This window comes from Streptomyces sp. NPDC052236 (genome assembly GCF_044548015.1).
In the GTDB taxonomy this organism is placed as follows: Bacteria; Actinomycetota; Actinomycetes; order Streptomycetales; family Streptomycetaceae; genus Streptomyces.
This window is the reverse complement of record NZ_JBIUBL010000013.1, coordinates 232,866-254,090: the sequence shown is the minus strand read 5'-3', so window position 1 is coordinate 254,090 and position 21,225 is coordinate 232,866. Positions and strand designations below refer to the sequence as shown.

18 protein-coding genes are annotated in these 21,225 nt (G+C 71.1%); 10 read left to right on the top strand and 8 right to left on the bottom strand.

What is annotated here, in order from left to right; all coding sequences use genetic code 11:
• Positions 1–356 precede the first annotated feature (356 nt).
• The gene (locus ACIHCQ_RS22885; protein ID WP_399665177.1) at positions 357–1,193 is read right to left on the bottom strand and encodes an LLM class F420-dependent oxidoreductase; all 837 of its coding nucleotides are present in this window, start codon (positions 1,191–1,193) and stop codon (positions 357–359) included.
• A gap of 204 nt (positions 1,194–1,397) precedes the next feature.
• Here ACIHCQ_RS22885 and ACIHCQ_RS22880 point away from each other — a divergent pair, with 204 nt between their 5' ends.
• The gene (locus ACIHCQ_RS22880) at positions 1,398–2,912 is read left to right on the top strand and encodes a CehA/McbA family metallohydrolase (RefSeq protein ID WP_399665174.1); all 1,515 of its coding nucleotides are present in this window, start codon (positions 1,398–1,400) and stop codon (positions 2,910–2,912) included.
• A gap of 185 nt (positions 2,913–3,097) precedes the next feature.
• Here ACIHCQ_RS22880 and ACIHCQ_RS22875 read toward each other — a convergent pair whose 3' ends face one another.
• The 7 genes from ACIHCQ_RS22875 to ACIHCQ_RS22845 all read right to left on the bottom strand — a co-directional run bounded on the left by ACIHCQ_RS22875 (position 3,098) and on the right by ACIHCQ_RS22845 (position 11,574).
• Positions 3,098–4,564 (bottom strand): aldehyde dehydrogenase family protein, encoded by a 1,467-nt coding sequence (locus tag ACIHCQ_RS22875; RefSeq protein ID WP_399665171.1) that lies wholly within the window; start codon positions 4,562–4,564, stop codon positions 3,098–3,100.
• Positions 4,561–6,300 carry an amidohydrolase family protein gene (locus tag ACIHCQ_RS22870; RefSeq protein WP_399665168.1) on the bottom strand — a complete coding sequence of 580 codons (1,740 nt, stop codon included), beginning with the start codon at positions 6,298–6,300 and terminating at the stop codon, positions 4,561–4,563. The genes ACIHCQ_RS22875 and ACIHCQ_RS22870 overlap by 4 nt, the downstream gene beginning before the upstream one ends.
• Before the next feature lie 417 nt (positions 6,301–6,717).
• Positions 6,718–7,842 (bottom strand): LLM class flavin-dependent oxidoreductase, encoded by a 1,125-nt coding sequence (locus ACIHCQ_RS22865; protein WP_399665209.1) that lies wholly within the window; start codon positions 7,840–7,842, stop codon positions 6,718–6,720.
• 93 nt (positions 7,843–7,935) lie between these two features.
• On the bottom strand, positions 7,936–8,688 hold the full coding sequence (locus ACIHCQ_RS22860) for an SDR family NAD(P)-dependent oxidoreductase (RefSeq protein WP_399665165.1): 753 nt from the start codon (positions 8,686–8,688) through the stop codon (positions 7,936–7,938).
• A 10-nt stretch (positions 8,689–8,698) separates the two neighbouring features.
• On the bottom strand, positions 8,699–9,643 hold the full coding sequence (locus tag ACIHCQ_RS22855) for an LLM class F420-dependent oxidoreductase (protein WP_399665160.1): 945 nt from the start codon (positions 9,641–9,643) through the stop codon (positions 8,699–8,701).
• Positions 9,644–9,814: 171 nt separating this feature from the next.
• Positions 9,815–10,228, bottom strand: coding sequence for a PaaI family thioesterase (locus ACIHCQ_RS22850; RefSeq protein WP_399665157.1), 414 nt, complete (start codon positions 10,226–10,228; stop codon positions 9,815–9,817).
• A gap of 125 nt (positions 10,229–10,353) precedes the next feature.
• A complete protein-coding gene (locus ACIHCQ_RS22845; RefSeq protein WP_399665154.1) occupies positions 10,354–11,574 on the bottom strand; it encodes an amidohydrolase family protein in 1,221 nt (406 codons plus the stop codon).
• 165 nt (positions 11,575–11,739) lie between these two features.
• Here ACIHCQ_RS22845 and ACIHCQ_RS22840 point away from each other — a divergent pair, with 165 nt between their 5' ends.
• From ACIHCQ_RS22840 to ACIHCQ_RS22800, 9 genes are all read left to right on the top strand, one after another.
• Positions 11,740–14,688, top strand: coding sequence for an AfsR/SARP family transcriptional regulator (locus ACIHCQ_RS22840; protein WP_399665152.1), 2,949 nt, complete (start codon positions 11,740–11,742; stop codon positions 14,686–14,688).
• Positions 14,689–14,928: 240 nt separating this feature from the next.
• Positions 14,929–15,177 carry a hypothetical protein gene (locus ACIHCQ_RS22835; protein ID WP_399665149.1) on the top strand — a complete coding sequence of 83 codons (249 nt, stop codon included), beginning with the start codon at positions 14,929–14,931 and terminating at the stop codon, positions 15,175–15,177.
• Between the two features lie 213 nt (positions 15,178–15,390).
• A complete protein-coding gene (locus ACIHCQ_RS22830; protein WP_399665146.1) occupies positions 15,391–15,582 on the top strand; it encodes a hypothetical protein in 192 nt (63 codons plus the stop codon).
• A 189-nt stretch (positions 15,583–15,771) separates the two neighbouring features.
• Positions 15,772–17,277, top strand: a complete 1,506-nt coding sequence (locus ACIHCQ_RS22825; RefSeq protein ID WP_399665143.1) for an ATP-binding protein — start codon at positions 15,772–15,774, stop codon at positions 17,275–17,277.
• A complete protein-coding gene (locus ACIHCQ_RS22820) occupies positions 17,274–17,696 on the top strand; it encodes a roadblock/LC7 domain-containing protein (RefSeq protein WP_399665140.1) in 423 nt (140 codons plus the stop codon). The genes ACIHCQ_RS22825 and ACIHCQ_RS22820 overlap by 4 nt, the downstream gene beginning before the upstream one ends.
• On the top strand, positions 17,693–18,052 hold the full coding sequence (locus tag ACIHCQ_RS22815; RefSeq protein ID WP_399665137.1) for a DUF742 domain-containing protein: 360 nt from the start codon (positions 17,693–17,695) through the stop codon (positions 18,050–18,052). Before ACIHCQ_RS22820 ends, ACIHCQ_RS22815 begins: the two co-directional genes overlap by 4 nt.
• Complete coding sequence (locus ACIHCQ_RS22810) at positions 18,027–18,668, top strand: GTP-binding protein (RefSeq protein WP_399665134.1); 642 nt, start codon at positions 18,027–18,029, stop codon at positions 18,666–18,668. The genes ACIHCQ_RS22815 and ACIHCQ_RS22810 overlap by 26 nt, the downstream gene beginning before the upstream one ends.
• A gap of 62 nt (positions 18,669–18,730) precedes the next feature.
• On the top strand, positions 18,731–19,948 hold the full coding sequence (locus ACIHCQ_RS22805) for a cytochrome P450 (protein ID WP_399665131.1): 1,218 nt from the start codon (positions 18,731–18,733) through the stop codon (positions 19,946–19,948).
• Entirely contained in the window at positions 19,945–21,180 is a 1,236-nt protein-coding gene (locus ACIHCQ_RS22800) for a cytochrome P450 (protein ID WP_399665129.1), read from the top strand. The genes ACIHCQ_RS22805 and ACIHCQ_RS22800 overlap by 4 nt, the downstream gene beginning before the upstream one ends.
• Positions 21,181–21,225: the final 45 nt, after the last annotated feature.

The window sequence follows — 21,225 nt, the reverse complement described above, 5'->3', positions numbered from 1 at the left end:
GAGTGGCTGGTGACCGCCCTGGGCGCGTTCATGCTCGTCGGCTTCTGGGGCGTCGCCCTCGCCATCCCGGCGGCTCTCTGGCTGATCAGGCTGCTGGCACTGCCGTACTAGAGAGCAGCTCGGGCAGGGGCCCGCGCGCACTCGACCGGCTGAGGTTTATGCGGTTTGTGCGTGTCTATGCCGCCTCGCCCCGCCCGCACGGCAGGCTGAGGCGGCATGAAGACTTCGCCCTCACCTTCGCCCTCGCCCCTCCTCGCCGCCGCCGCGATGGCCGCCGCCATGCTGCCGCCCGCCTTCTCCCTCATCGCCTCCGGCGCGCCCGCCGTATGGGCGCCCGGCCCCGTACTCCCCGGCGGCTACGGCGACGACACGTACTGCCCGTACTCGTCCAGCACCCGCAGTACCTCCGCCTCCCCGGCCGGCGGCAGTTGCAGCACCACTTCCTCCACGCCCAGTTCCGCGTAGTGCCCGAGCTTCCCCGGTGAGGGCAGCACCGCGTACGGCACCACCTGCAACGCCCCCGGGTCGCGGCCCGCCGCCTCCCACGCCGTACGCAGTACCGGCACGGACTCCGTCAGGCCGCGCCCGCCGATCGGCAGCCAGCCGTCCGCGTACTCCGCGATGTGCGAGAAGAGCTTCGGCCCCGCCGCTCCCCCGACCAGCGTGCGCGGTGCGCCGCCCTTCGGCTTCGGGTAGGCGTACGACGCCCGTACCGACCCGAACTCCCCCTTGTACGCCGTCGGCTTGTCCGCCCACAGCGCCCGCATCAGCGCCATCCGGTCCCGGCCCAGCTCACGCCGTGACGTCCACTCCACACCGTGGTCGCCCGCCTCTTCCTTGTTCCAGCCGAAGCCGAGGCCGAGCGTGAACCGGCCGCCCGACAGGTGGTCCAGGGTCGCGATCTGCTTCGCGAGGTCGATCGGGTCGTGCTGGGCGATGAGCGTGATACCGGTGCCGAGACCGAGTCGCTCCGTGACCGCCGCCGCCTGGCCGAGGGCGATGAAGGGGTCGAGGGTGCGGCCGTATTCGGGTGGCAGTTCACCGCCCGCCGGGTACGGGGTCGCGCGCTCCACCGGGATGTGGGTGTGTTCGGGCAGGTAGAGCCCGGCGAACCCGCGCTCCTCCAGCTCACGCGCCAGCCGTACGGGCGTGATCGTCTCGTCCGTGAGGAAGATCGTGGTCGAGATCCGCATCGGGCTCCTCCGTCGTCCATCTTCTTTGGTGGCTGGTCAACGGTATGCCGCACCGCACGCACCGGGACCGCCACCCCGACTGGAAATGGCCGCGCCATCCACCAAACCCCTTCGCTTGCCCGGCCGTTCACGGCTCAATACCAGGGTTCGAGTGCAGCAGTGCATCCACCCCTGTCCCACTCATCACCCTGGGGAGCCGACGGCATGTGCAACGACGAACACGCACCGCACCACGCGATGGGAAGACGCGGACTGCTCGTGACGGGAGCCGCCGCTGCCCTTACGTTGGGAAGCGTGAGCTTCGCGAACGCCGCCCCGAGCAGCGGCGAGGACACCAAGGTCGTACGCGGCACTCTGCCGACCGGCTCCCCCGACTTCGTCTATCTGCCGGTCGAAGTCCCCCGGGGCGTACGCGAGATCCACGTCTCGTACCTCTACGAGCGGCCCGTCATGCCCGCCGGCACGCAGGGCAACGCCCTGGACATCGGCATCTTCGACGAGCGCGGCACGGAGCTGGGCGGCGAGGGCTTCCGGGGCTGGTCGGGTGGCGCCCGTACGGAGTTCTTCATCCGCGCGGACGACGCGACCCCGGGCTACATCCCCGGTCCCGTGCGCGCGGGCACCTGGAACATCGCGCTGGGTCCGTACACCGTCTCGCCGGCGGGCCTGACGTACGAGGTGACCATCACGCTCCGGTACGGCGCGCCCGGCCAGACGGCGAAGCCGGTCTATCCGCCGGAGCGGGCCAAGGGGCGGGGCCGGGCCTGGTACCGGGGGGACTGTCATCTGCACTCCTGGTACTCGGACGGCAGGCGCACGCCCACCGAGATCGCGGCGCTCGCCCGTGCCGCCGGGCTCGACTTCGTCAACACGTCCGAGCACAACACGCATGCGGCGCACGCCCACTGGGCGGACCAGGCGGGCGACGACCTGCTGATCCTGATGGGCGAGGAGGTCACCACACGCAACGGCCATCTGGTGGCGCTGGGCACGGACCCCGGCACGTTCATCGACTGGCGCTACCGGGCGCGCGACAACCGGTTCGGCCACTACGCGCGCGAGATCCGCCGCGCGGGCGGCCTGGTCGTACCGGCGCATCCGCACGCCACCTGCATCGGCTGCAACTGGAAGTTCGGCTTCGGCGAGGCGGACGCGGTGGAGGTGTGGAACGGCCCGTTCGGGCCGGACGACGAGGTCTCGCTCCAGGCGTGGGACAACACGCTGGTCGCGTCCGTATGGTCCGGCAAGCGCTGGACCCCCGCCATGGGCAGCAGCGACGCACACCGCCACCCGGACCCGATCGGCACCCCGCAGACGGTGGTCCTCGCGGAGGACCTGACGCGTGAGGCGATCCTCGACGGCATCCGCGCGGGACGTTCGTACGTCGCCGAGTCGAAGGCGGTGTCGCTTTCGTTCTCGGCGGCGGGCGGGCGTGGCCGCCATGCGGGCATCGGCGAGCGGCTGCGGGTCGATGCGGATGATCCGGTCACGGTCCGCCTGGAGGTGGCGGGCGCGCCGGACTGCTCGGCGCGCATCGTGACGGACCAGGGGGTGCTGCACACGGCGGCGATCCCGGCGTCGGGGGTGGCGACGGTGGAGTGGCGTACGACGGCGTCGTACGCGGCGTACGTCCGCGCGGAGGTCCGCCACGCGGCGGTGGTGCCGGGCCTGCCGGGGCCGTTGGCGGCGTTCACGAATCCGGTGTTCCTGGGCGGCTGAGGGCCGCGCGCCACGCAGTTGGCGTAACGCACTGCCCTCGCAGGCGCTAATCCGGGTTCACGACGGTGTATCAGGAGAAGGGCGAGGTCGTGCTGCTGGACGTGCTGATCGCGCGGGGGGTGTGCAAGCCCCCGGAATACGGATCTCCGGCAGAGACATCGCACCCTTTCCGCTGCTCTGGACGTCTAGCCCGGCCAGACCAGCGACTGCAGCTCGCTGTACGCGTGCAGCGCGTACGACCCCACATCCCGCCCCACCCCGCTCTTCTTGAACCCGCCGAACGGCGCCTCCATGTTCCGGCCGATCGTGTTCACCCCGACCCCGCCCGCCCGCAGCTGCCCCGCCACCCGGAACGCCCGCGCCACGTCCCCCGACCACACGTAGTCGATCAGACCGTAGTCACTGTCGTTCGCCAGCGCGATGGCCTCCTCCTCGGCGTCGAAGGGGACCACGACCACCACCGGGCCGAAGATCTCCTCCCGCACCACCCGCATGTCGTTCGTGCAGTCGGCGAAGAGCGTCGGCGCGACGTAGAAGCCCTTCTCCCGCGCAGGCCGCTCGCCGCCCGCCACGAGCCGCGCGCCCTCCTTCCGGCCGAGTTCGATGTACGACTCGACGCGGTCCCGGTGGGCCGCCGAGATGACCGGGCCGACGACTGTGCCCGGTTCGGCCGGGTCGCCGACCGTCAGATGGCCCAGGTACGCCGTCAGGCCCGCCACCAGCCGGTCGTAGATCCCGCGCTGGGCGATCACCCGCGTCGGAGCCGTACAGATCTGGCCGCTGTAGAAGGCGAACGTCGTGCCGATGCCCTTCACCGCCGAGGCGAGCCGAGCCTCGTCCACGTCGTCGAAGACGACCGCCGCGCCCTTTCCGCCCAGTTCCATCAGCTGGCGTTTCATGCTTCGCCCGCAGACCTCCGCGATGCGCTGTCCGACCGCCGTGGAGCCGGTGAAGCTGACCATGTCGACGTCCGGGGATTCGACCGCCGCCTCCCCCACCTCCGTACGCGACCCGGTGACGACATTCACGACACCCGGCGGCACGCCCGCCTCCGCCAGTGCCTCGGCCATCCGGTAGACGGACAGCGGGTCCTGCGGGGCGGGCTTGACCACCACCGTGTTGCCCATCGCCAGCGCGGGCGCGACCTTGCCCGCCGGGTTGGCCCAGGGGTTGTTGTACGACGTGACGCATGTGACCACGCCGACCGGGCGGCGTACGGCGAGCGCCCCGAAGACGCCCGCCGCCCCCATCGGGCCCGCCGCGTTGATCTGTGGCGGCAGCGCCTGCTCGACCGGTTCCAGCGCGCCCTTCGCGTACCGCCGGAAGCGGGCCGCGCCCACCGCGACCTGCATTCCGCGCGCGGTCGCGGTTGTCGCGCCGCTCTCGGCGCGGGCGAGGAGGGCGTACGGCTCCGACTCGCGCTGGATGACGTCGGCGGCGGCGTCGAGGATCCGGGCGCGCTCCTCGGGGCGCGTACGCGACCAGGCGGGGAACGCCTCGCGGGCGGCGGCGGCAGCGGCGTACACCTGCGCGCGGCTCGCCTCGGGCGCGAGACCGACGACTGCCTCCGTCGCCGGGTTGACGACCTCGTAGTGGCCGCCGTCCGGCTCGACCCACTCGCCCCCGATGAAAAGCGGCTGCGTTGCGCTCACTTGGTGGACACCGTCCTGGTGTCCCGGCCGGAGCGCAGAACCCGGCCCGGTACGGCCCCGGTGACCTGGTCGTTCCGTATCGCCTCGACGCCGTTGACGCGCACCGAAACGATCCCGATGGCCTTCGCGTCCAGGCGCGGGCTGTCGCCGGGCAGATCGTGTACGAGGGTGGCCGGGCCCGCTTCGATTCGTTCCGGGTCGAAGAGCACGAGGTCGGCGTGGAAGCCCTCCTGGATCCGGCCGCGTTCGCGCAGACCGAAGAGGCGCGCCGGGTCGTCGGTCAGCATCCGTACCGCCTCCTCCAGGCTGACGAGCTTGCGTCCGCGCAGGCAGTCGCCGATGAAGCGGGTGGTGTACGGCGCCCCGCACATCCGGTCCAGATGCGCGCCCGCGTCGGAGCCGCCGAGCATGACGTCCTCGTGGAGCCAGGTCTGGCGGCGCAGCTCCCAGGAGTCGGGGTCGTTGTCGGTGGGCATGGGCCACAGGACCGTACGCATCCGGTCGTTGGAGCAGATCTCGACCAGGCACTGGAACGCGTCCTGGCCGCGTTCGGCGGCGATGTCCTTGACGACGCGCCCGCTGAGGCCTTCGTTCTCGGGGGAGTAGGTGTCGCCGATGACGTAGCGGCCGAAGTGGGCGAGGCGGCGGAAGACGCCCGCCTCCTTGGAGTCGGCGCGGCGCAGCATCTCCGCCCGTACGGCAGGGTCGCGGAGCTTCTCGATGCGCTCGGGGACGGGGAGGCCGAGGATGTCGCCCCAGCCGGGGATGAGGTTGAGCGCGCAGAAGGTGCCCAGCGACATGTTCATGGGAGTGAGGATCGGCATGGTCAGGGCGACGATGCGGGCACCGGACTTCCGGGCTCGCTCGCTCGCCAGGAGCTGGCGCGGCACGCGCTCGGGGACGGAGGCGTCGATGGTGAGGACGTTCCAGTTCAAGGGCCGTCCGGCGGCGGCGCTCATCTCCACGAGCAGGCCGATTTCGTCGTCGGAGAACTGGTCCAGGCAGCCCGCGACGATCGCTTCGAGCTGGGTGCCCTCGTGGTCGGCGACGGCGCGGGAGAGCGCGAGCAGTTCGGCGGGCTGGGCGTGGCGGGACGCGACCGGCTTTCCGTCACCGTCGGAGTGGGTGGAGGACTGGGTGGTGGACAGGCCCCACGCGCCCGCGTCCATCGCGTCGTGGAAGAGGCGGAGCATCTGGTCCAGTTGGGCGGGCGTTGGCTGACCGCCGATGGCGTCGGGGCCCATGACGTGGCGGCGGAGGGCACAGTGGCCGACCATGAAGCCCGCGTTGACCGCGATACGGCCCTCCAGGGCGTCCAGGTACTCGCCGAAGGTGTGCCAGTTCCAGGGCGCGCCTTCTTCGAGTGCGACCAGGGACATGCCCTCGACCTTGGACATCATGCGGCGGGTGTAGTCGGCGTCGTCGGGGCGGTCGGGGTTGAGGGGGGCGAGGGTGAAGCCGCAGTTGCCGCCGGCGACGGTGGTGACGCCGTGGTTGAGGGAGGGGGTGGCGTACGGGTCCCAGAAGAGTTGCGCGTCGTAGTGCGTGTGCGGGTCCACGAACCCGGGCGCGAGGACGAGCCCGGTGGCGTCCTCGGTCGTCCTGGCGTCTTCGGTGACGGTGCCGGGGGCGGCGATGAGGGCGATGCGGCCGTCTCGGATGCCGAGGTCGGCGGGGTAGGCGGGGGCGCCGGTGCCGTCCACGACGGTGGCGGCGCGGATGAGGTGGTCGAGCATGGCGTGAAGTCCCTTCCGTGCGGATTTATGGCTCCGGGTTGGTGGCTCCGGCCGGGGCGCGCGGGCAGGCCGCTGCCGGGTGCGGGCGCTCCGGCCGGAGCGGTGGGCGACGGTCCGGGAGGCCGTCGCCGTTCTTGTCGGGGGCGCTGCCCCCGAGCCCCCGCGCCTCAATCGCCGGCGAGGCTGACAATGTCCGGCCCTCGTCGGGGCTCCGCCCCGAACCCCGCGCCTCAATCGCCGGCGAGGCTTGGTTTTCCGCCGGACGGGCGGGAAACCAAGCCCGTCCGGCGTTTGAGGACACCGCCGAAGGCGGTACGGGGGTCCAGGGGGCGAAGCCCCTTGGTTAAGGGATGGGGGTACCTCCCACGCCGCTAGGCGTAGGGGGAGGGCGGGTAGGGGACAAGCCCCGCGCAGCGGCTACGCGCCCGCCGCCTCGCGGAACCGCGACGTCCGGTGCACCGGGTCCGTGTCGATCTGCGGAATCACATGCTCACCGATCAGCCGTATCGACTGCAGCGTGTTCTCGTACGAGATCCCGACCGGCAGCCCGAACGACAACTGATCCGCGCCCGCCTGCTCCCACCTCTTGCACTGCCGCAGCACCTCCCCCGGATCCCCGCAGATCAGCAGTTCCTCCGCGATCAGCAGCTCGATGATCTCCTCGTTGAACTCCGGCAGTGTCTCCGGCCACACCGGGAACCCCTCCGGCCGCGGGAACGTGTCGTGGTACCGGAAAACCAGCGACTGCAGGTAGTGCAGACCACTGGTCGCCGCGATGTGCACCGCCTCCTCGTGCGTCGGCGCGCAGATCGCCGTCGAGGTCACCATCACGTTGTCGTTGACGTAGTCCCCGACCGGCTCCGCCTCGATGATCGCCGTCTTGTACTGCTCCAGCACCCACTCCATGTCGGAGACCTTCTGCACGCTGAAGCCCAGCACCCCGAGCCCCTTCTTCGCCGCCATGGCGTACGACGGCGGTGACCCGGCCGCGTACCACATGGCTGGGTGCGACTTCCCGTACGGCTTCGGCAGGACCTTCCGCGGTGGCAGCGACCAGTGCTTGCCCTGGAAGCCCGCGTACTCGTCCTGGAGCCACATCTTGGGGAACTCGGCGATCGTCTCTTCCCAGTGTTCCTTGGTGTGGTTCATGTCGGTGATGCCCGGCAGGAAGCCGAGGATCTCGTGGCTGCCGGCCCCCCGCCCCGTACCGAACTCGAAGCGGCCTTCGGAGAGGTGGTCGAGCATGGCGACCTTCTCGGCGACCTTCACGGGGTGGTTCACGGGCGCCAGCGGGTTGAAGATGCCCGAGCCCAGGTGGATCCGGTCCGTCGCGTGCGCGAGGTAGCCGAGGAACACGTCGCTGGCCGACAGGTGCGAGTACTCGTCCAGGAAGTGGTGCTCGGAGGCCCAGGCGTACTTGAACCCGGACTTGTCCGCCTGGATGACGTACTCGGTCTCCTCCATCAGCACCTTGTGCTCCGCGAGCGGGTCGGTTTCGGCGCGCTTGCCGAGGTAGCCCTGTACAAAGAGCCCGAATTCCACGGGGTTCACCACCGTCCTATGTTTCTGACGCATCGTCAGATTTGAATGGGACCGACTGTTCCACCGCACGCATGCACAGTCAACAGAGGGGAGTCAGAACAGGCTCACACCGGCCAGCCAGCCGCCGTCGATGACGACCGGCTGCCCGGTGATGTACGAGGAGTCCTCGCAGCTCAGGAACAGCGCGAGCTTGGCGATCTCCTCCGGCTGCCCGACCCGGCCCAGCGGCACGAGCTTCCCGTAGAGCTCGGCCACGGCCGCCGGGTCCACGCCGTCCGGGTTGCTCATCGGGGTGTCCACCGCGCCCGGGCAGATCGCGTTGACCCGGATCCTCCTGGCGGCCAGCTCCAGCGCCGCGACCCGCGTCAGGCCGAGGATCGCGTGCTTGGACGCGGCGTACGCGCCGACGCCCGCCATGCCCGTCATGGCCGTGTACGAGGCGGTGTTGACGATCGTGCCGCCGCCGGCCGCCTCGATCTCGGGCGCGACATTGCGTATCCCGAGAAACGTGCCGACCTGGTTCACCTGTGTGATCAGCTGGAACTCCTCCAGCGGGGTGGCGACGAGCTCGTTGAACCGCAGGATCCCGGCGTTGTTGACCAGCCCGTCGATCTTGCCGAAGCGCTCCTTCGCGGCGGCCACGGCGGCGATCCAGTCGACTTCCTGGCTCACATCGAGATGAACGTATGTGTGACCCAGCTCCTTGGCGAGGGCCTCGCCCGGCTCGTCCAGTACGTCGGCGAGCACCACCCTCGCGCCCTCCGCCGCGAAGAGGCGCGCCTCCTGCTCGCCCTGTCCGCGCGCCGCGCCCGTGATCAGGACGACGCGTCCGTCGAGCTTGCCCATGACACTCTCCTCAGTTCAGGTGCGGAGCGACGTCGGCGGCGAAGGCCGCCATCTGGTCGGTGAGTTCACTGCGGCTCCGGCTGCGGAACCGCACCTGGACCTGGTGCACACCCATCGCGGCGTAGTCGCGCAACGACTCGGCGAGGGCGTCGGGCCTGCCGCTCAGGGTGTGCCGTCCGGTGTTCCAGTCGGGCTGCCCCACGTACAGCGGCTCGGCGATGGCCCCGATCTCGATGGGCTCGGCGATCCCCGCCTTCTCCCGCAGCGCCTTCAGCCGGGCGATCTGCGCGGGCAGCCGGTCGCGCGGGTCGCCCTGCGGCAGCCAGCCGTCGCCGCGGAGGGCGGCGCGGCGCAGGGCGGCGGGCGAGGAGCCGCCCACCCAGAGGGGGACCTGCGGCTGGCTTGGCCTGGGCCGCTGCCCGAGGTCGCCGAAGGAGAACCGTTTCCCGGTGTGCTCGGGGTACTCGTCCTGCCCGAGCGCCGCCCGCAGCGCGTCCATGGTCTCGTCCAGCACGGCCCCCCGCCCCGCGAAGTCGGCCCCGAGGGCGTCGAACTCCTCCCGCACATGCCCGGCCCCGACCCCGAGGATCAGCCGCCCGCCGGAGAGGTGGTCGAGGGTGGCGTACTGCTTGGCGGTCACGAGGGGGTGGCGCAGGCCGACGACGGCGACATGGCTCAGCAGGCGTACGCGCTCGGTGATCCCGGCGAGGAAAGCGAGGGTCGCGACGGGGTCGTACCAGACGGTGGACATGGCGTCGGCGAGCCGCCGCGGGATCGCGACGTGGTCACAGCTCGCGAGGTACGCGAACCCGGTCCGGTCGGCGGTCCTGGCGATCTCGGCGAGATCGTCGGCTCCGGCGCCGGCCTCCCAGGGCTCGGCGTAGATGGTGCTCTGCGACTGGATGGGGAGCTGCATGCCGTACGACAGCCACCCTTGGGGCAGTACCTGCACCATGCCGCCGCCTCCTCGCCTGATCTGACGTATCGTCATATACGTCGGGCGAACCCCATCGTGGTAGCTGATGGAGCGTCAGGCAAGGGGTCGGCGCGCGGGCGCGCTCACGCCGGAGTGTTCCCGTGGTTCGCGAGGCCGCGGGCAGGACCGTGCGCGCCGCTCTCCCCCGTCTCAGCCCAGCAGGGCGTACACGGTCGAGGCTCGCGCCGCCACGTCCTTCGACCCGTCAGCGGTCATGGTGATGTCCGCGAACGCCATGCGCCGGCCGAGCTTGGTGATCCGGGCGTCGATCAGTACGTCGGCGCCGGTGATCGCGCGCTGGAAGGTGCTCGACTGCTGGACCGTCGTCATGGGCGCGTACCCGCCGAGGGCGGAGGCGACGGCGATGACGGTCGCGGTGTCCGCCGCGGCCATCAGCGCCTGCCCCGAGAGCGCGCCGCCCTCGCGCGCGATACGGGCCGACCAGGGCAGCCGCAGCACGGCATGCCGCTCGCCGGTATCGACGACGGAGAGCCCGAGGTCGAGCACCCAGGGGGCGAAGTTGTCGGCGAGGATCTTCTCGGCTTCGGCGAGCGGCAGCGTCATGCCCTGATCGTGCCCTGGAGTGCCGTACCAGGACACCCCAGCGGGCAGGCCGGTGTGTCCCGAAGCTCCCCCTCCCGGGGCGCCGCCAGCGCCCTACCGCACCGCTCACGCCCCGGCTGGAGGCACTACGCCCCCGCCCACAGTCCCTCCGCCGTCAGCCCCAGCAGATCGATCGCGTTCCCCCGCACGATCCGGTCCACCACATCCGGCGCCAGGTGCCCCATCTGCGCCTCGCCGACCTCCCTCGACTTCGGCCACGTCGAGTCCGAGTGCGGGTAATCCGTCTCGTACAGCACATTCCCCACCCCGATCGCGTCCAGGTTCCGCAGCCCGAACGCGTCGTCGAAGAAGCAGCCGTACACATGCTCCGTGAAGGTTTCCGACGGCGGGCGGTGCACCTTGTCCGCGACGCCGCCCCAGCCGCGGTTCTCCTCCCACACCACGTCCGCCCGCTCCAGGATGTACGGGATCCAGCCGATCTGGCCCTCCGCGTACATGATCTTCAGGCCGGGGAAGCGCTCGAACTTGCCGCTCATCAGCCAGTCGGCCATCGAGAAGCAGCAGTTGGCGAATGTGATCGTGGACCCGACCGCCGGCGGCGCGTCCGCAGAGGTCGAGGGCATCCGGCTCGACGAGCCGATGTGCATGGCGATGACCGTGCCGGTCTCGTCGCACGCCCGTAGGAACGGGTCCCACTCGTCCGTGTGAATCGACGGCAGCCCCAGATGCGGCGGTATCTCCGAGAAGCAGACCGCCCGCACGCCCCGCGCCGCGTTGCGCCGTACCTCCGCCGCCGCCAGTTCCGCGTCCCACAGCGGGATCAGCGTCAGCGGGATCAGGCGGCCGTGCGCCTCGGGGCCGCACCACTCCTCCACCATCCAGTCGTTGTACGCCCGCACCCCGAGCAGCCCCAGTTCGCGGTCCTTGGCCTCCGTGAAGGTCTGGCCGCAGAAGCGCGGAAAGGTCGGGAAGCAGAGCGCCGACTGCACATGGTTGACGTCCATGTCGGCCAGCCGCTCCGGCACGCTGAACGAGCCCGCCCGCATCTCCTCGTACGTGATGACCTCCAGCTTGATTTCGTCGCGGTCGAAGCCGACCGCCGTGTCCAGGCGGGTCAGCGGCCGGTGCAGATCCTCGTACACCCACCAGTCACCCACCGGCCCCGCGTCGCCCTGCGCGCCCATCACCGGCGCGAACCGGCCACCCAGGAAGGTCATTTCCTTCAGCGGCGCCCGGACGATGCGCGGGCCGAGATCCTGGTACTTCGACGGGAGGCGGTCCCGCCAGACGTTGGGGGGCTCAACCGTGTGGTCGTCCACCGAGATGATCTTCGGGAAGGTCTCCATGCGGTCCACGGTAGCGGCTACCTGACGGATCGTCAGCTAGTGGGACGCCCCACGACAGCCGAACAGGCACGAGGATCACTCGCCCCGCTGCTGACGGAGCCGCCATGCACAGGGCAGACTGTCGAGGGCGATTCCGGCGGCACGGGGCAGGGGCAGGGAGCAGCGATGGACCGTGACAGCGGACCACACGTACCGGAGCAGCGCTCTCCGGTGCGGAGCGGCATCATTGACCTGCGTTTCAGCGTGCTGGGCCCGGTGCGCGCCTGGCGCGGCGGAGAGACATTGATCTCGGGCTCGCCCCAGCAGCGCGCCCTGCTCGCCGCGCTGCTGCTGCGCACGGGCCGTACGGCGACCGCGTCCGAGCTGATCGACGCGATCTGGGGCGAGGACCCGCCCTCGCAGGCCCTCGCGGCCGTACGGACGTACGCCTCGCGGCTGCGCAAGACCCTCGGTCCCGACGCCCTGGTGAGCGAGTCCGGGGGCTATGCGCTACGGGTCGGGAGCGACGCCCTCGACCTCACGGTGGCGCAGGAGCTGGCCACCCAGGCGGAGAAGGCACGCGCCGCCGGAGACCGCTGCCAGGCCCGGCTGCTGATCAACAAGTCGCTGGGCCTGTGGGACGGCGAGCCGCTGGCCAATGTGCCGGGGCCGTACGCCGAGAATCAGCGGGCCCGCCTGGAGGAGTGGCGGCTTCAGCTCCTGGAGACCCGCCTCGACCTGGACCTGGAGGTCGGCTGCCACGCGGACGCCGTCTCCGAGCTGACCGCGCTCACCGCCGCGTATCCGCTGCGGGAGCGGCTGCGTGAGCTGCTGATGCTCGCCCTGTACCGCAGCGGCCGGCAGGCGGAGGCGCTGGCCGTGTACGCCGACACCCGCCGCCTGCTCGCCGACGAGCTGGGGGTCGACCCGCGCCCCGAACTGGCCAAGCTCCAGCAGCGCATCCTCCAGGCCGACGAGGAGCTGGCCCGCCCGAGCGAGGAGCCCGCGCCCTCCTCGCCGCAGGTCTCCCGGCCCTTCCAGCTCCCCGCGACGGTCGCCGACTTCACCGGCCGCGCCGCCTTCGTCCGGGAGCTGGGTGACCGGCTGGGCGGCGCCGAAGGGGCGGTGATGGCCGTGTCGGCGCTCGCGGGCATCGGCGGGGTCGGCAAGACGACACTCGCGGTGCACATCGCGCACGACGCGCGCCCGCATTTCCCGGACGGGCAGTTGTACATCGACCTCCAGGGCGCCGGAACCCGGGCCGTTGAGCCCGAAACCGTACTGGGCACGTTCCTGCGGGCGCTGGGCACGCCCGACTCCGCGATCCCCGACACGCTCGACGAGCGGGCCGCGCTGTACCGCTCGACGCTGGACGGCCGCCGCATTCTGGTCCTGCTGGACAACGCCCGCGACGCGGCCCAGGTACGGCCGCTGCTGCCGGGCACGGCCGGCTGCGCGGCGCTGGTGACCAGCCGTATCCGCATGGTCGACCTGGCGGGGGCGCACTTGGTGGACCTGGACGTGATGTCCCCCGAGGAAGCCCTTCAGCTCTTCACGAAGATCGTGGGGGCGGAACGCGTCCAGGCCGAGCGTGAGGCGGCCCTCGATGTGGTCGCCGCCTGCGGCTTCCTGCCGCTCGCCATCCGTATCGCGGCGTCCCGTCTCGCCGCCCGCCGCACCTGGACGGTCTCGGTCCTGGCCGCCAAGCTCGCCGACGAGCGCCGCAGGCTCGACGAACTCCAGGCGGGCGACCTCGCGGTGAAGGCCACCTTCGAGCTGGGTTACGGCCAGCTGGAGCCGGCGCAGGCCCGCGCGTTCCGCCTGCTGGGCCTGGCGGACGGCCCGGACATGTCGCTGGCGGCGGCCGCCGCGGTACTGGACCTTCCGCTCCAAGAGGCAGAGGACCTGCTCGAAACCCTGGTCGACACATCACTCCTGGAGTCGGCCGCGCCGGGCCGCTACCGCTACCACGACTTGGTTCGCCTCTACGCGCGTGTATGCGCCGAACGCGACGAACACCCCCCAGTGGAACGGGAACTGGCCCTGTCGCGCCTGCTGGACTTCTACCTGGCGACGGCGGCCCGGGTGTACGCGATCGAGCGCCCGGGAGACCGTCTGGTGAACCACCTGGAGCCGACGACGTACGAGGGTCTGGACTTCTCGGGACGCCACGCCGCGCTGGACTGGCTGTACACCGAGGCGAACTGCCTGCTGGCGTGCGCGCAGCAGTCCATGTCCGGCAACCGGTTGCGGCGCGCGATCGACCTGCTGTGGGCGGCCAAGGACCTGGGCGAGTCGGGCGCCAACTCCAAGCAGTACGAGTCCGCCGCGCTGATCGCGCGGGGAGCCGCGCAGGAGGCCGGGGACATCCGCGCCGAGGCGCGGGCGCATACCATCCTCACCAATGTGCACCTGGTAGCGGGGCGTTACGACGAGGCGGACGAAGAGGCGGGCCGGGCCGCGGTGCTCGCGGCGCGAGCCGACGACTTCACACCCCTCTACTGGGCCAATAACGACCGCGGCATCATCGCCCTCATCCAGGGGCGGTACGCGGAGGCCGAGCGGTATCTCCTGGATGCGATGGAAGGCTCCCGCGCGGACGACAACGCTCCGGGCGAAGCCACCGCCCTGTGCAACCTCTCCCGGCTCAACCTCTTCATGGGCCGTACGTCCAACGCCATCGATCTCGCCCGGCGCGGCCTGGAGATCTACGACCACATCGGGCTCACCCTGCGGCTGGCCAACGCCCGCTACGCCCTGGGCGTCGCGCTCACGCAGGCGGGGCGCCACGCCGAGGCGCTGGAGCAACTGCTCGAGGCGCTGGAGAGTTTCGAGGCAAACCGGCAGCGGCTGTGGGAGGGGACCACGCTCTTCCGTATCGCGCAGGCGCACCTCTCGGCCCGCCGCCCCGCCCGGGCCGCCCAGCACGCCGAGCAGGCGCTCGCGATCGGCTGCATCGGCGGCGACCGGACCCGGGCGAATGTGCTGATCACCCTGGGCAGGGCCCTGGACAGCCTGGGGCAGGCGGACCGGGCACGGGCGTGCTGGCACGAGGCGCTGACGCTGCACGAGCAGTTGGGGTCGGCGGAGGCCGAGGAAGTACGGGGGCTGCTCTCGCCGCTCAGCGCGGCGTAAGGGGCACCCGGGCGCGGAGGGAACCCCTCCGACCAGGCCGTTCATCGAATGTTTATCCTCGTCGGACATGCTCTACAGCAGTCGATCCGTCGCGTCGGGGGGCAGGCGGAACGACTCGGGACCCTACTCCGCATGGGGCGTGTGGTCCTCTCAGGCCTTCTGCCCGGCGACCCTCGGGGGAGTTTCCGGGCAGAAGGCCCCTTCAGTTCGTGTCGGGCAATCCCATGGGGGAGCAGAAAAATGAGCGACAGCATCAAGAACCTGAACGAGATCACCACGATGGGCGACAACCACGCGCCCGCGCCGCCGGCCAATGGACTGATCACCGACGAACTCCTCACCGAGGCAATCGCCTCCGAGGCAGTCGTCGCCGAAGAAGCGGTCACCACGATGGGCGACAACCACGCGCCCGCGCCGCCGGCGCTGCTGAGCGACGGCGGTGCCACGACGCAGGGCGACAACCACGCACCGGCGCCCAGCCCGCGCTGAGCCAACTACACCGGACTTCACCGGACGGGGTGCGACCGCGGCGGCGCGGAGGGGGGCCGCCGCGGTCGCGGCATGTCCGGCCACGCGTTCCAGCCAAACGTTGTCCGAATAGCACTCCACTCATCGATACTCATCGACACTCATCGATCTTGTGTTCCCATCACGCTTAGAGTCAATGGCGAATGGCGGACCACACCCTTCAGAGGAGATGGCATGACTCGCACCAAGCGGCTGATGACTGGAGCCTTCATCGCTGTGGCCCTGACCACCGGCATCGCGACGCCCGCAGTGGCCGGCGACCACCACACGCCCCTCACCCCCCTCAGCGACAACCACATGCCCCTCACCCCCCTCAGCGACAACCACACGCCCGTCGCCCCCTTCGGCGACCACCAGGCGCCCTGAGCCGGCGCTCCCACACCACACCCCGTCGGGGCCAGACACACGACACTTTTGACACCAATTCAGTCACCTCGGGGACAATTCCGTAAGGATCTTCCCGCAAAACGGACCGCGACGGTCCAAAGGCAGTGTGTAATGGGCAAGTCCGCCTCCCGGGGCGGCCCCACCCCCTGTCTTCCCGAGGTCTAATCGATGATCGAAATACCGGACCTGGCCGTCGGCGGCCTGGCCGCCGGGACCCTGTCGGCATTCGTCCTGGGAAGCGGGTTGCTGCGTTCCCGTCGGCAACGGGCCAGACAGCGCGAGGAGATCGCCGGTCTGCGGGCTCATGTCGACTTCGCCCGCCAGGAGATCAGCCGCGCCACACAGGCGTTCACCGCCGAGGTCGTCCACCTGGCACAGCAGCGCATCCCCGCCGAGGCCTCCCGCACCGCCCACCCGCACGTCCAGGTGCCCGGCACCCTGCACCCCGATGTCCCCGGCACCGAGCTGGGCGCGGGCCTGGACGGCGTGCTGGAAGGGCTCCGGAGCGCGATGGCGCAGGAGCGCAAGCGGGTCGACGCCGCCGCCCGCGCCGGTATGCGCGGCGCCACCCGCGAGATCCAGGCCGGGCTCTACCGGCTGCAGGACGTCCTGCGCGGGCTGCAACAGCGCTACGACGACCCCGAGCTGTCACAGACCTTCTTCGCGCTGGACCACGAGAACGAGCAGTCGCTGCGCCGCGCCCAGGTCGCCGCGGTGGTGTGCGGGGCGTGGGTGGGGCTGGCCCGCGAGGAATCACACCTCGTCGACGCGGTGACGGGTGGTCAGGCAAGGCTCGTCGGCTACCACCGGATCCAGATCCACAACCACCTCGAAGACGGCACGGCACTCGTTTCGCACGCCGTCGAGCCGGTCGCGATCATCGTCGCCGAGCTGCTCGACAACGCCCTGCGCCACTCCTCGCCGGACACCACCGTCGCGGTCAGCCTCGAACGCGCCCACCACGGCGTGTCGGTGACCATCGACGACGCCGGTGTCGGCATGGCCACAAACGAACGCGCCCACGCGCAGCGGATGGTGGCAGGGACCGAGCCGATTATGCTCTCCGAGCTCGGCGACCCGCCCCGGATGGGACTGGCCGCGATCGGCCAGCTGACGCGCCAGTTCGACCTGTCCGTCGACCTGTCGACGCCGTCGCCCTACGGCGGCGTACGCGCGGTGCTGCTGATCAAGAACCATCTGCTCAGCCACATCGACTCGGCCGAGCGACCGCCGGCGGCCAGCGCGGCACGGTCCACCCGGCCGGCCGCGACCCGCTCGACGCCCTCGACCCGCTCGACCCGCTCGACGCCCTCGATGCCCTCGACGCCCTCGACTGCCGAGAAGGCACAGGCGGCTGCGGGCTACGACACGGACCCCGCCACGACGCCCCTCGCCCCCGTCACGGATGCCGACACCGGGAGTCCGTACGCCGCCATCACGCACGCCGCCGCGCCGGACGGTGACGTACTGCCCCAGCGCCGCCGCCGCTCCCGGGGTGAAGGACCGCCGCCCCCGCCCGCGGCGGCCACCGAGCCCCTGTCGCCACCGCGCAGCCCCGATGAGGCCGCCGCCGCGCTCGGCGCCCTCCAAGCCGCGACCGCCGCCGCACGGAACGCCGCCGCGGTCGCCACGGTCGCCGCGCCCGCCACCACCGAAGGGAACGACCCCCGATGACCAGCCGCGACACCGGCGACACGGCATGGGTGCTCGATCCCATCCTGGAGATCCCGCACGTCCAGGCCGCCGTCCTGCTCACCAGGGACGGTCTCATCTCCGGCTACTCCACGGCGCTGTCCCAGGCCTCCGCCGAACGCGTCGCCGCGATCATCGGCACCGTGCAGGGCGCGTGCCGTACCGCCGCCGCTGCCTTCGCCGATCAGGACAACGCCCACCTGCGCCAGGTCGTCATCGAGTCCGACCTCGGCTACATCCTGGTCGCGCCCACCGACCACGGCACCTGCGTGGCCGCCTTCGGCGATCCCCACGTACGACTCGACCTGCTCGGCCACCGCGTCCACTCGCAGGTGGCCAGGCTCGGCGAGAAGACGATGGCCGCGGCCCCCCGCGGAGCCGACGGCGGCGCCGAGGCATGACCGGCCGCCGGAGCGGTCGCCCCTTGGTCCCCGCGTACCTGTCCACCGGCGGAGTCGCGCGGCCGAGCCGTAACAGCCTGGAGCGCCTTTCCGTGCTGACCGGGGGCGCCGGGCCCGTGCCCGCATCGCTCCCCGCAGCCCAGCAGAACCTGCTCCGGACGCTGGACGGCGGCTCGCTGACCGTGGTGGAGACCGCGGCGCTGCTGGAGCTGCCGGTGTCGGCCGTACGCGTACTCGCTGCCGATCTGACCGACCAGGGGCTGGTGAGCGCCCGCCCGCCGGTCCCCTTCGCTGCCAAGCCCGACAGTGACCTGCTGAAGAGAGTCGCCGATGGCCTCCGCGCCCTCAAGTTATAGCCTCAAGAACGGCAGCGGTGGCCTGCACCTGCCGGACACCGCCCGTGAACTGGTGAAGATCGTGGTGACCGGCCCCTTCGGGGTCGGCAAGACGACTCTGATCGACTCCGTCTCCGAGATCCGGCCGCTGCACACCGAGGAGCAACTGACCGAGGCGTCGGTCTCGGTGGACAACCTCGCCGGTGTACGGGACAAGACCACGACGACCGTCGCCATCGACTTCGGGCGGATCTCGCTGGCCGGGGGGATCGTCCTGTATCTGTTCGGCACCCCGGGGCAGGAACGCTTCCGCTCCCTGTGGGCGGACATCGCGTACGGGGCGCTCGGCGCGCTCGTGCTGGTCGACACGCGCCGTATCGACGACTCCTTCGACGTACTGGGACTGGTGGAGGAGGCGGGGCTGCCGTACGCCGTCGCGCTCAACACCTTCCCCGACTCCCGCCCGTACACCGAGGAGCAGCTGCGCGGCGCCCTGGACCTGGAGCCGGGTACGCCGATGGTGACGTGCGACGCCCGCGACACCAACGCCTCGATCGACGCGCTGCTCTCCCTCGTACAGCACCTCATCGCCCGCCAGAGCCAGAGCGCCCAGAGCCACAGCCCGGAGACCCGGTGAATCCGACCTCGTATCCCGCTTCCACTTCCGCTTCCCCTTCCCCTTCCCCGTACCCCGCTCCCGTGGACGCCTTCTCGCTGTCCGCGCCGGTCCGGCTGTGGGACGACGGTTTCGCCGCCGACCCGCACCGCTACTACGCGACGCTGAAGGCCCAGGGCCCGATCGGCTGGGCGGAACTCGCGCCCGGAGTCCCCGCGTACGTCGTCACCGACCGCCGCGCCGCCCTGGATCTGCTGCACGACACCGAGACCTGGTCGCACGACCCCAGGGCCTGGGAGGTGACGGTCGCCGAGGACTCGCCGATCCTGGGCATGATGCGGTGGCGGCCCAACGCCCTCTTCTCCGACGGCGACGCGCACAACCGCTACCGCCGGACCCTCGTCGACGCCTTCGACCTGGTGGAGCCGCAGGACCTGCGCGAGCGCGTGCACCACGCGGTGGACGTGCTGGTGTCGCGGTTCGGCCCCGCGGGCGGCACCGACCTCGTCTCGGGATTCGCCCGCCCGCTGATGGGCCTGATCTTCAACAACCTCTTCGGCCTGCCGGACAGCGAGAGCGGACGCCTCAGCGACGCGCTCGGCATGCTGATGGAGGGCGGCGAACAGTCGGCGCAGGGCGAGGCGGAGTACGGCCGCTACGTCATCGAACTCATCGCCGCCAAGAGCGACCAGCGCGGCAATGACCTGACCAGCTGGCTGCTCGACCACCCGCTGGCCCTCACCCCCGAGGAAGTGACCTGGCAGGTCTTCCTCACCCTCGGCGCGGGCCACGAGCCCACCGCGAACCTCGTCTCCAACGCGCTGTCCCGCATCCTGGGCAACCCGGCCTACTACTCGACCCTCACCAGCGGCTCCCGTCCCGTCATGGACGCCGTCGTCGAGGTGCTGCGGTACGAGACGCCGCTGTCGAACTACGGAATCCACTTCGCGCGCGAGTCGCTGAGCTTCCACGGCGTCTGGATCCAGGCGGCGGTTCCGGTCGTCGTCTCGTACGGGGCGCTCGGCCACTTCGCCGAGCAGCAGTTCGTCGGCGCGCACCATCCGCACGACGCCTCGCACCTGTCGTGGTCGGCGGGCGAGCACGCGTGCCCGGTCAAGCAGCAGACCCTGCTGATCGCCACGGAGGCGATCGAACGGCTCACCCAGTGGCTCCCGGACCTGGAGCCGGTCACCTCGCGCGAACGCCTGACCTGGCGGCCGGGCCCGTTCCACCGTTCCCTGACGGCGCTTCCCGTGCGCTTCACCCCCCGTACCCCCGACCAGCCAGGAGAGCGTGCATGACCATGACCAGCCGTGTGGCCCTCGACCCGTTCGGCGCCGACATCACCGCCGAGTACGCCCGGCTGCGGGCCCTCGGCCCGATCGTGCCCGTAGAACTCCCCGGCGGCATCCCGGCCTGGGCGCCCACGGGCTACGACACGCTCAAGGGCCTGATCCTGGACCCCCGGGTCAGCAAGGACCCGCGCAAGCACTGGTCGCTGTGGCCCGAGATCGGCGAACACCCGTCGTGGGGCTGGATCATGGGCTGGGTCGGCGTGGTCAACATGCTGTCGACGTACGGGCCGGATCACACACGGCTGCGCAAGCTTGTCGCGCCCAGTTTTACGGCGCGGCGTACGGAGCTGATGCGTACGCGCGTGGAGGAGATCACCGCGGAGCTGCTGGAGCAGCTGGCGGTGGCGGGGGAGTCCGGTGAACCGGTGGATGTACGCGCCGGTTTCGCGCAGCCGCTGCCGATGCGGCTGATCTGCGAGCTGTTCGGCGTCCCCGAGGACATGCGCGAGGACACCGGCCGGATGATCGCCGCGATCATGGACACGTCCGACCCCAGCCCGGAGCACGCCGCGTCTGTGCAGCAGCAGATCGGCACGGTGCTGCCCGCGCTCATCGCGTACAAGAGCGCCCACCCCGGCGACGACATGACCACTGAGCTGATCAAGGTCCGCGACGACGAGGACGGCGACCGGCTGAGCGACGAGGAGCTGCTCTACACGCTGCTGCTGGTCATCGGCGCGGGCTTCGAGACGACGGTCAACCTGATCGGCAACGCGGTGGTCGCGCTGCTCACCCACCCGGAACAGCTGGCCGCGGTGCGGGCGGGTGAGATCAGCTGGGACGGCGTCATCGACGAGGTGCTGCGGGTCCATCCGTCGATCGCGAGCCTGCCGCTGCGGTTCGCGGTCAGTGACATCACGGTGGACGGGGTGACGATCCCCGCGGGGGACGCGATCCTGACGACGTACGCGGGGGCGGGAACGGATCCCGCGCACTATGGGGAGAGCGCGGAGTCGTTCGATGCGGGGCGGGGAGCGGATGACCATATGGCGTTCGGGATCGGGGTGCACCGGTGCATCGGTGCTCCGCTGGCCCGGATGGAGGCGGGGACGGCGCTGCCGGCGCTGTTCGAGCGCTTCCCGGGCCTGGAACTGGCGGTTACGCCGGAGGAATTGCGGCAGGTCCCGTCGTTCATCGCGTACGGGTGGCAGGAGATCCCGGTGCGGTTGGGCGGGTAGAACTGGGGCTCCGCCCCAGACCCCGTACCGCCCTTCGGGCGGTGT

Bases quoted from the DNA above. Each gene is read 5' to 3' on its own strand.
- ACIHCQ_RS22855 (WP_399665160.1), bottom strand. From the start codon at position 9,643: ATGGTGCAGGTACTGCCCCAAGGGTGGCTGTCGTACGGCATGCAGCTC.
- ACIHCQ_RS22800 (WP_399665129.1), top strand. From the start codon at position 19,945: ATGACCATGACCAGCCGTGTGGCCCTCGACCCGTTCGGCGCCGACATC.
- ACIHCQ_RS22835 (WP_399665149.1), top strand. From the start codon at position 14,929: ATGAGCGACAGCATCAAGAACCTGAACGAGATCACCACGATGGGCGAC.
- ACIHCQ_RS22840 (WP_399665152.1), top strand. From the start codon at position 11,740: ATGGACCGTGACAGCGGACCACACGTACCGGAGCAGCGCTCTCCGGTG.
- ACIHCQ_RS22815 (WP_399665137.1), top strand. From the start codon at position 17,693: ATGACCGGCCGCCGGAGCGGTCGCCCCTTGGTCCCCGCGTACCTGTCC.
- ACIHCQ_RS22810 (WP_399665134.1), top strand. From the start codon at position 18,027: ATGGCCTCCGCGCCCTCAAGTTATAGCCTCAAGAACGGCAGCGGTGGC.
- ACIHCQ_RS22880 (WP_399665174.1), top strand. From the start codon at position 1,398: ATGTGCAACGACGAACACGCACCGCACCACGCGATGGGAAGACGCGGA.
- ACIHCQ_RS22850 (WP_399665157.1), bottom strand. From the start codon at position 10,228: ATGACGCTGCCGCTCGCCGAAGCCGAGAAGATCCTCGCCGACAACTTC.
- ACIHCQ_RS22845 (WP_399665154.1), bottom strand. From the start codon at position 11,574: ATGGAGACCTTCCCGAAGATCATCTCGGTGGACGACCACACGGTTGAG.
- ACIHCQ_RS22860 (WP_399665165.1), bottom strand. From the start codon at position 8,688: ATGGGCAAGCTCGACGGACGCGTCGTCCTGATCACGGGCGCGGCGCGC.
- ACIHCQ_RS22820 (WP_399665140.1), top strand. From the start codon at position 17,274: ATGACCAGCCGCGACACCGGCGACACGGCATGGGTGCTCGATCCCATC.
- ACIHCQ_RS22885 (WP_399665177.1), bottom strand. From the start codon at position 1,193: ATGCGGATCTCGACCACGATCTTCCTCACGGACGAGACGATCACGCCC.
- ACIHCQ_RS22830 (WP_399665146.1), top strand. From the start codon at position 15,391: ATGACTCGCACCAAGCGGCTGATGACTGGAGCCTTCATCGCTGTGGCC.
- ACIHCQ_RS22870 (WP_399665168.1), bottom strand. From the start codon at position 6,300: ATGCTCGACCACCTCATCCGCGCCGCCACCGTCGTGGACGGCACCGGC.
- ACIHCQ_RS22825 (WP_399665143.1), top strand. From the start codon at position 15,772: ATGATCGAAATACCGGACCTGGCCGTCGGCGGCCTGGCCGCCGGGACC.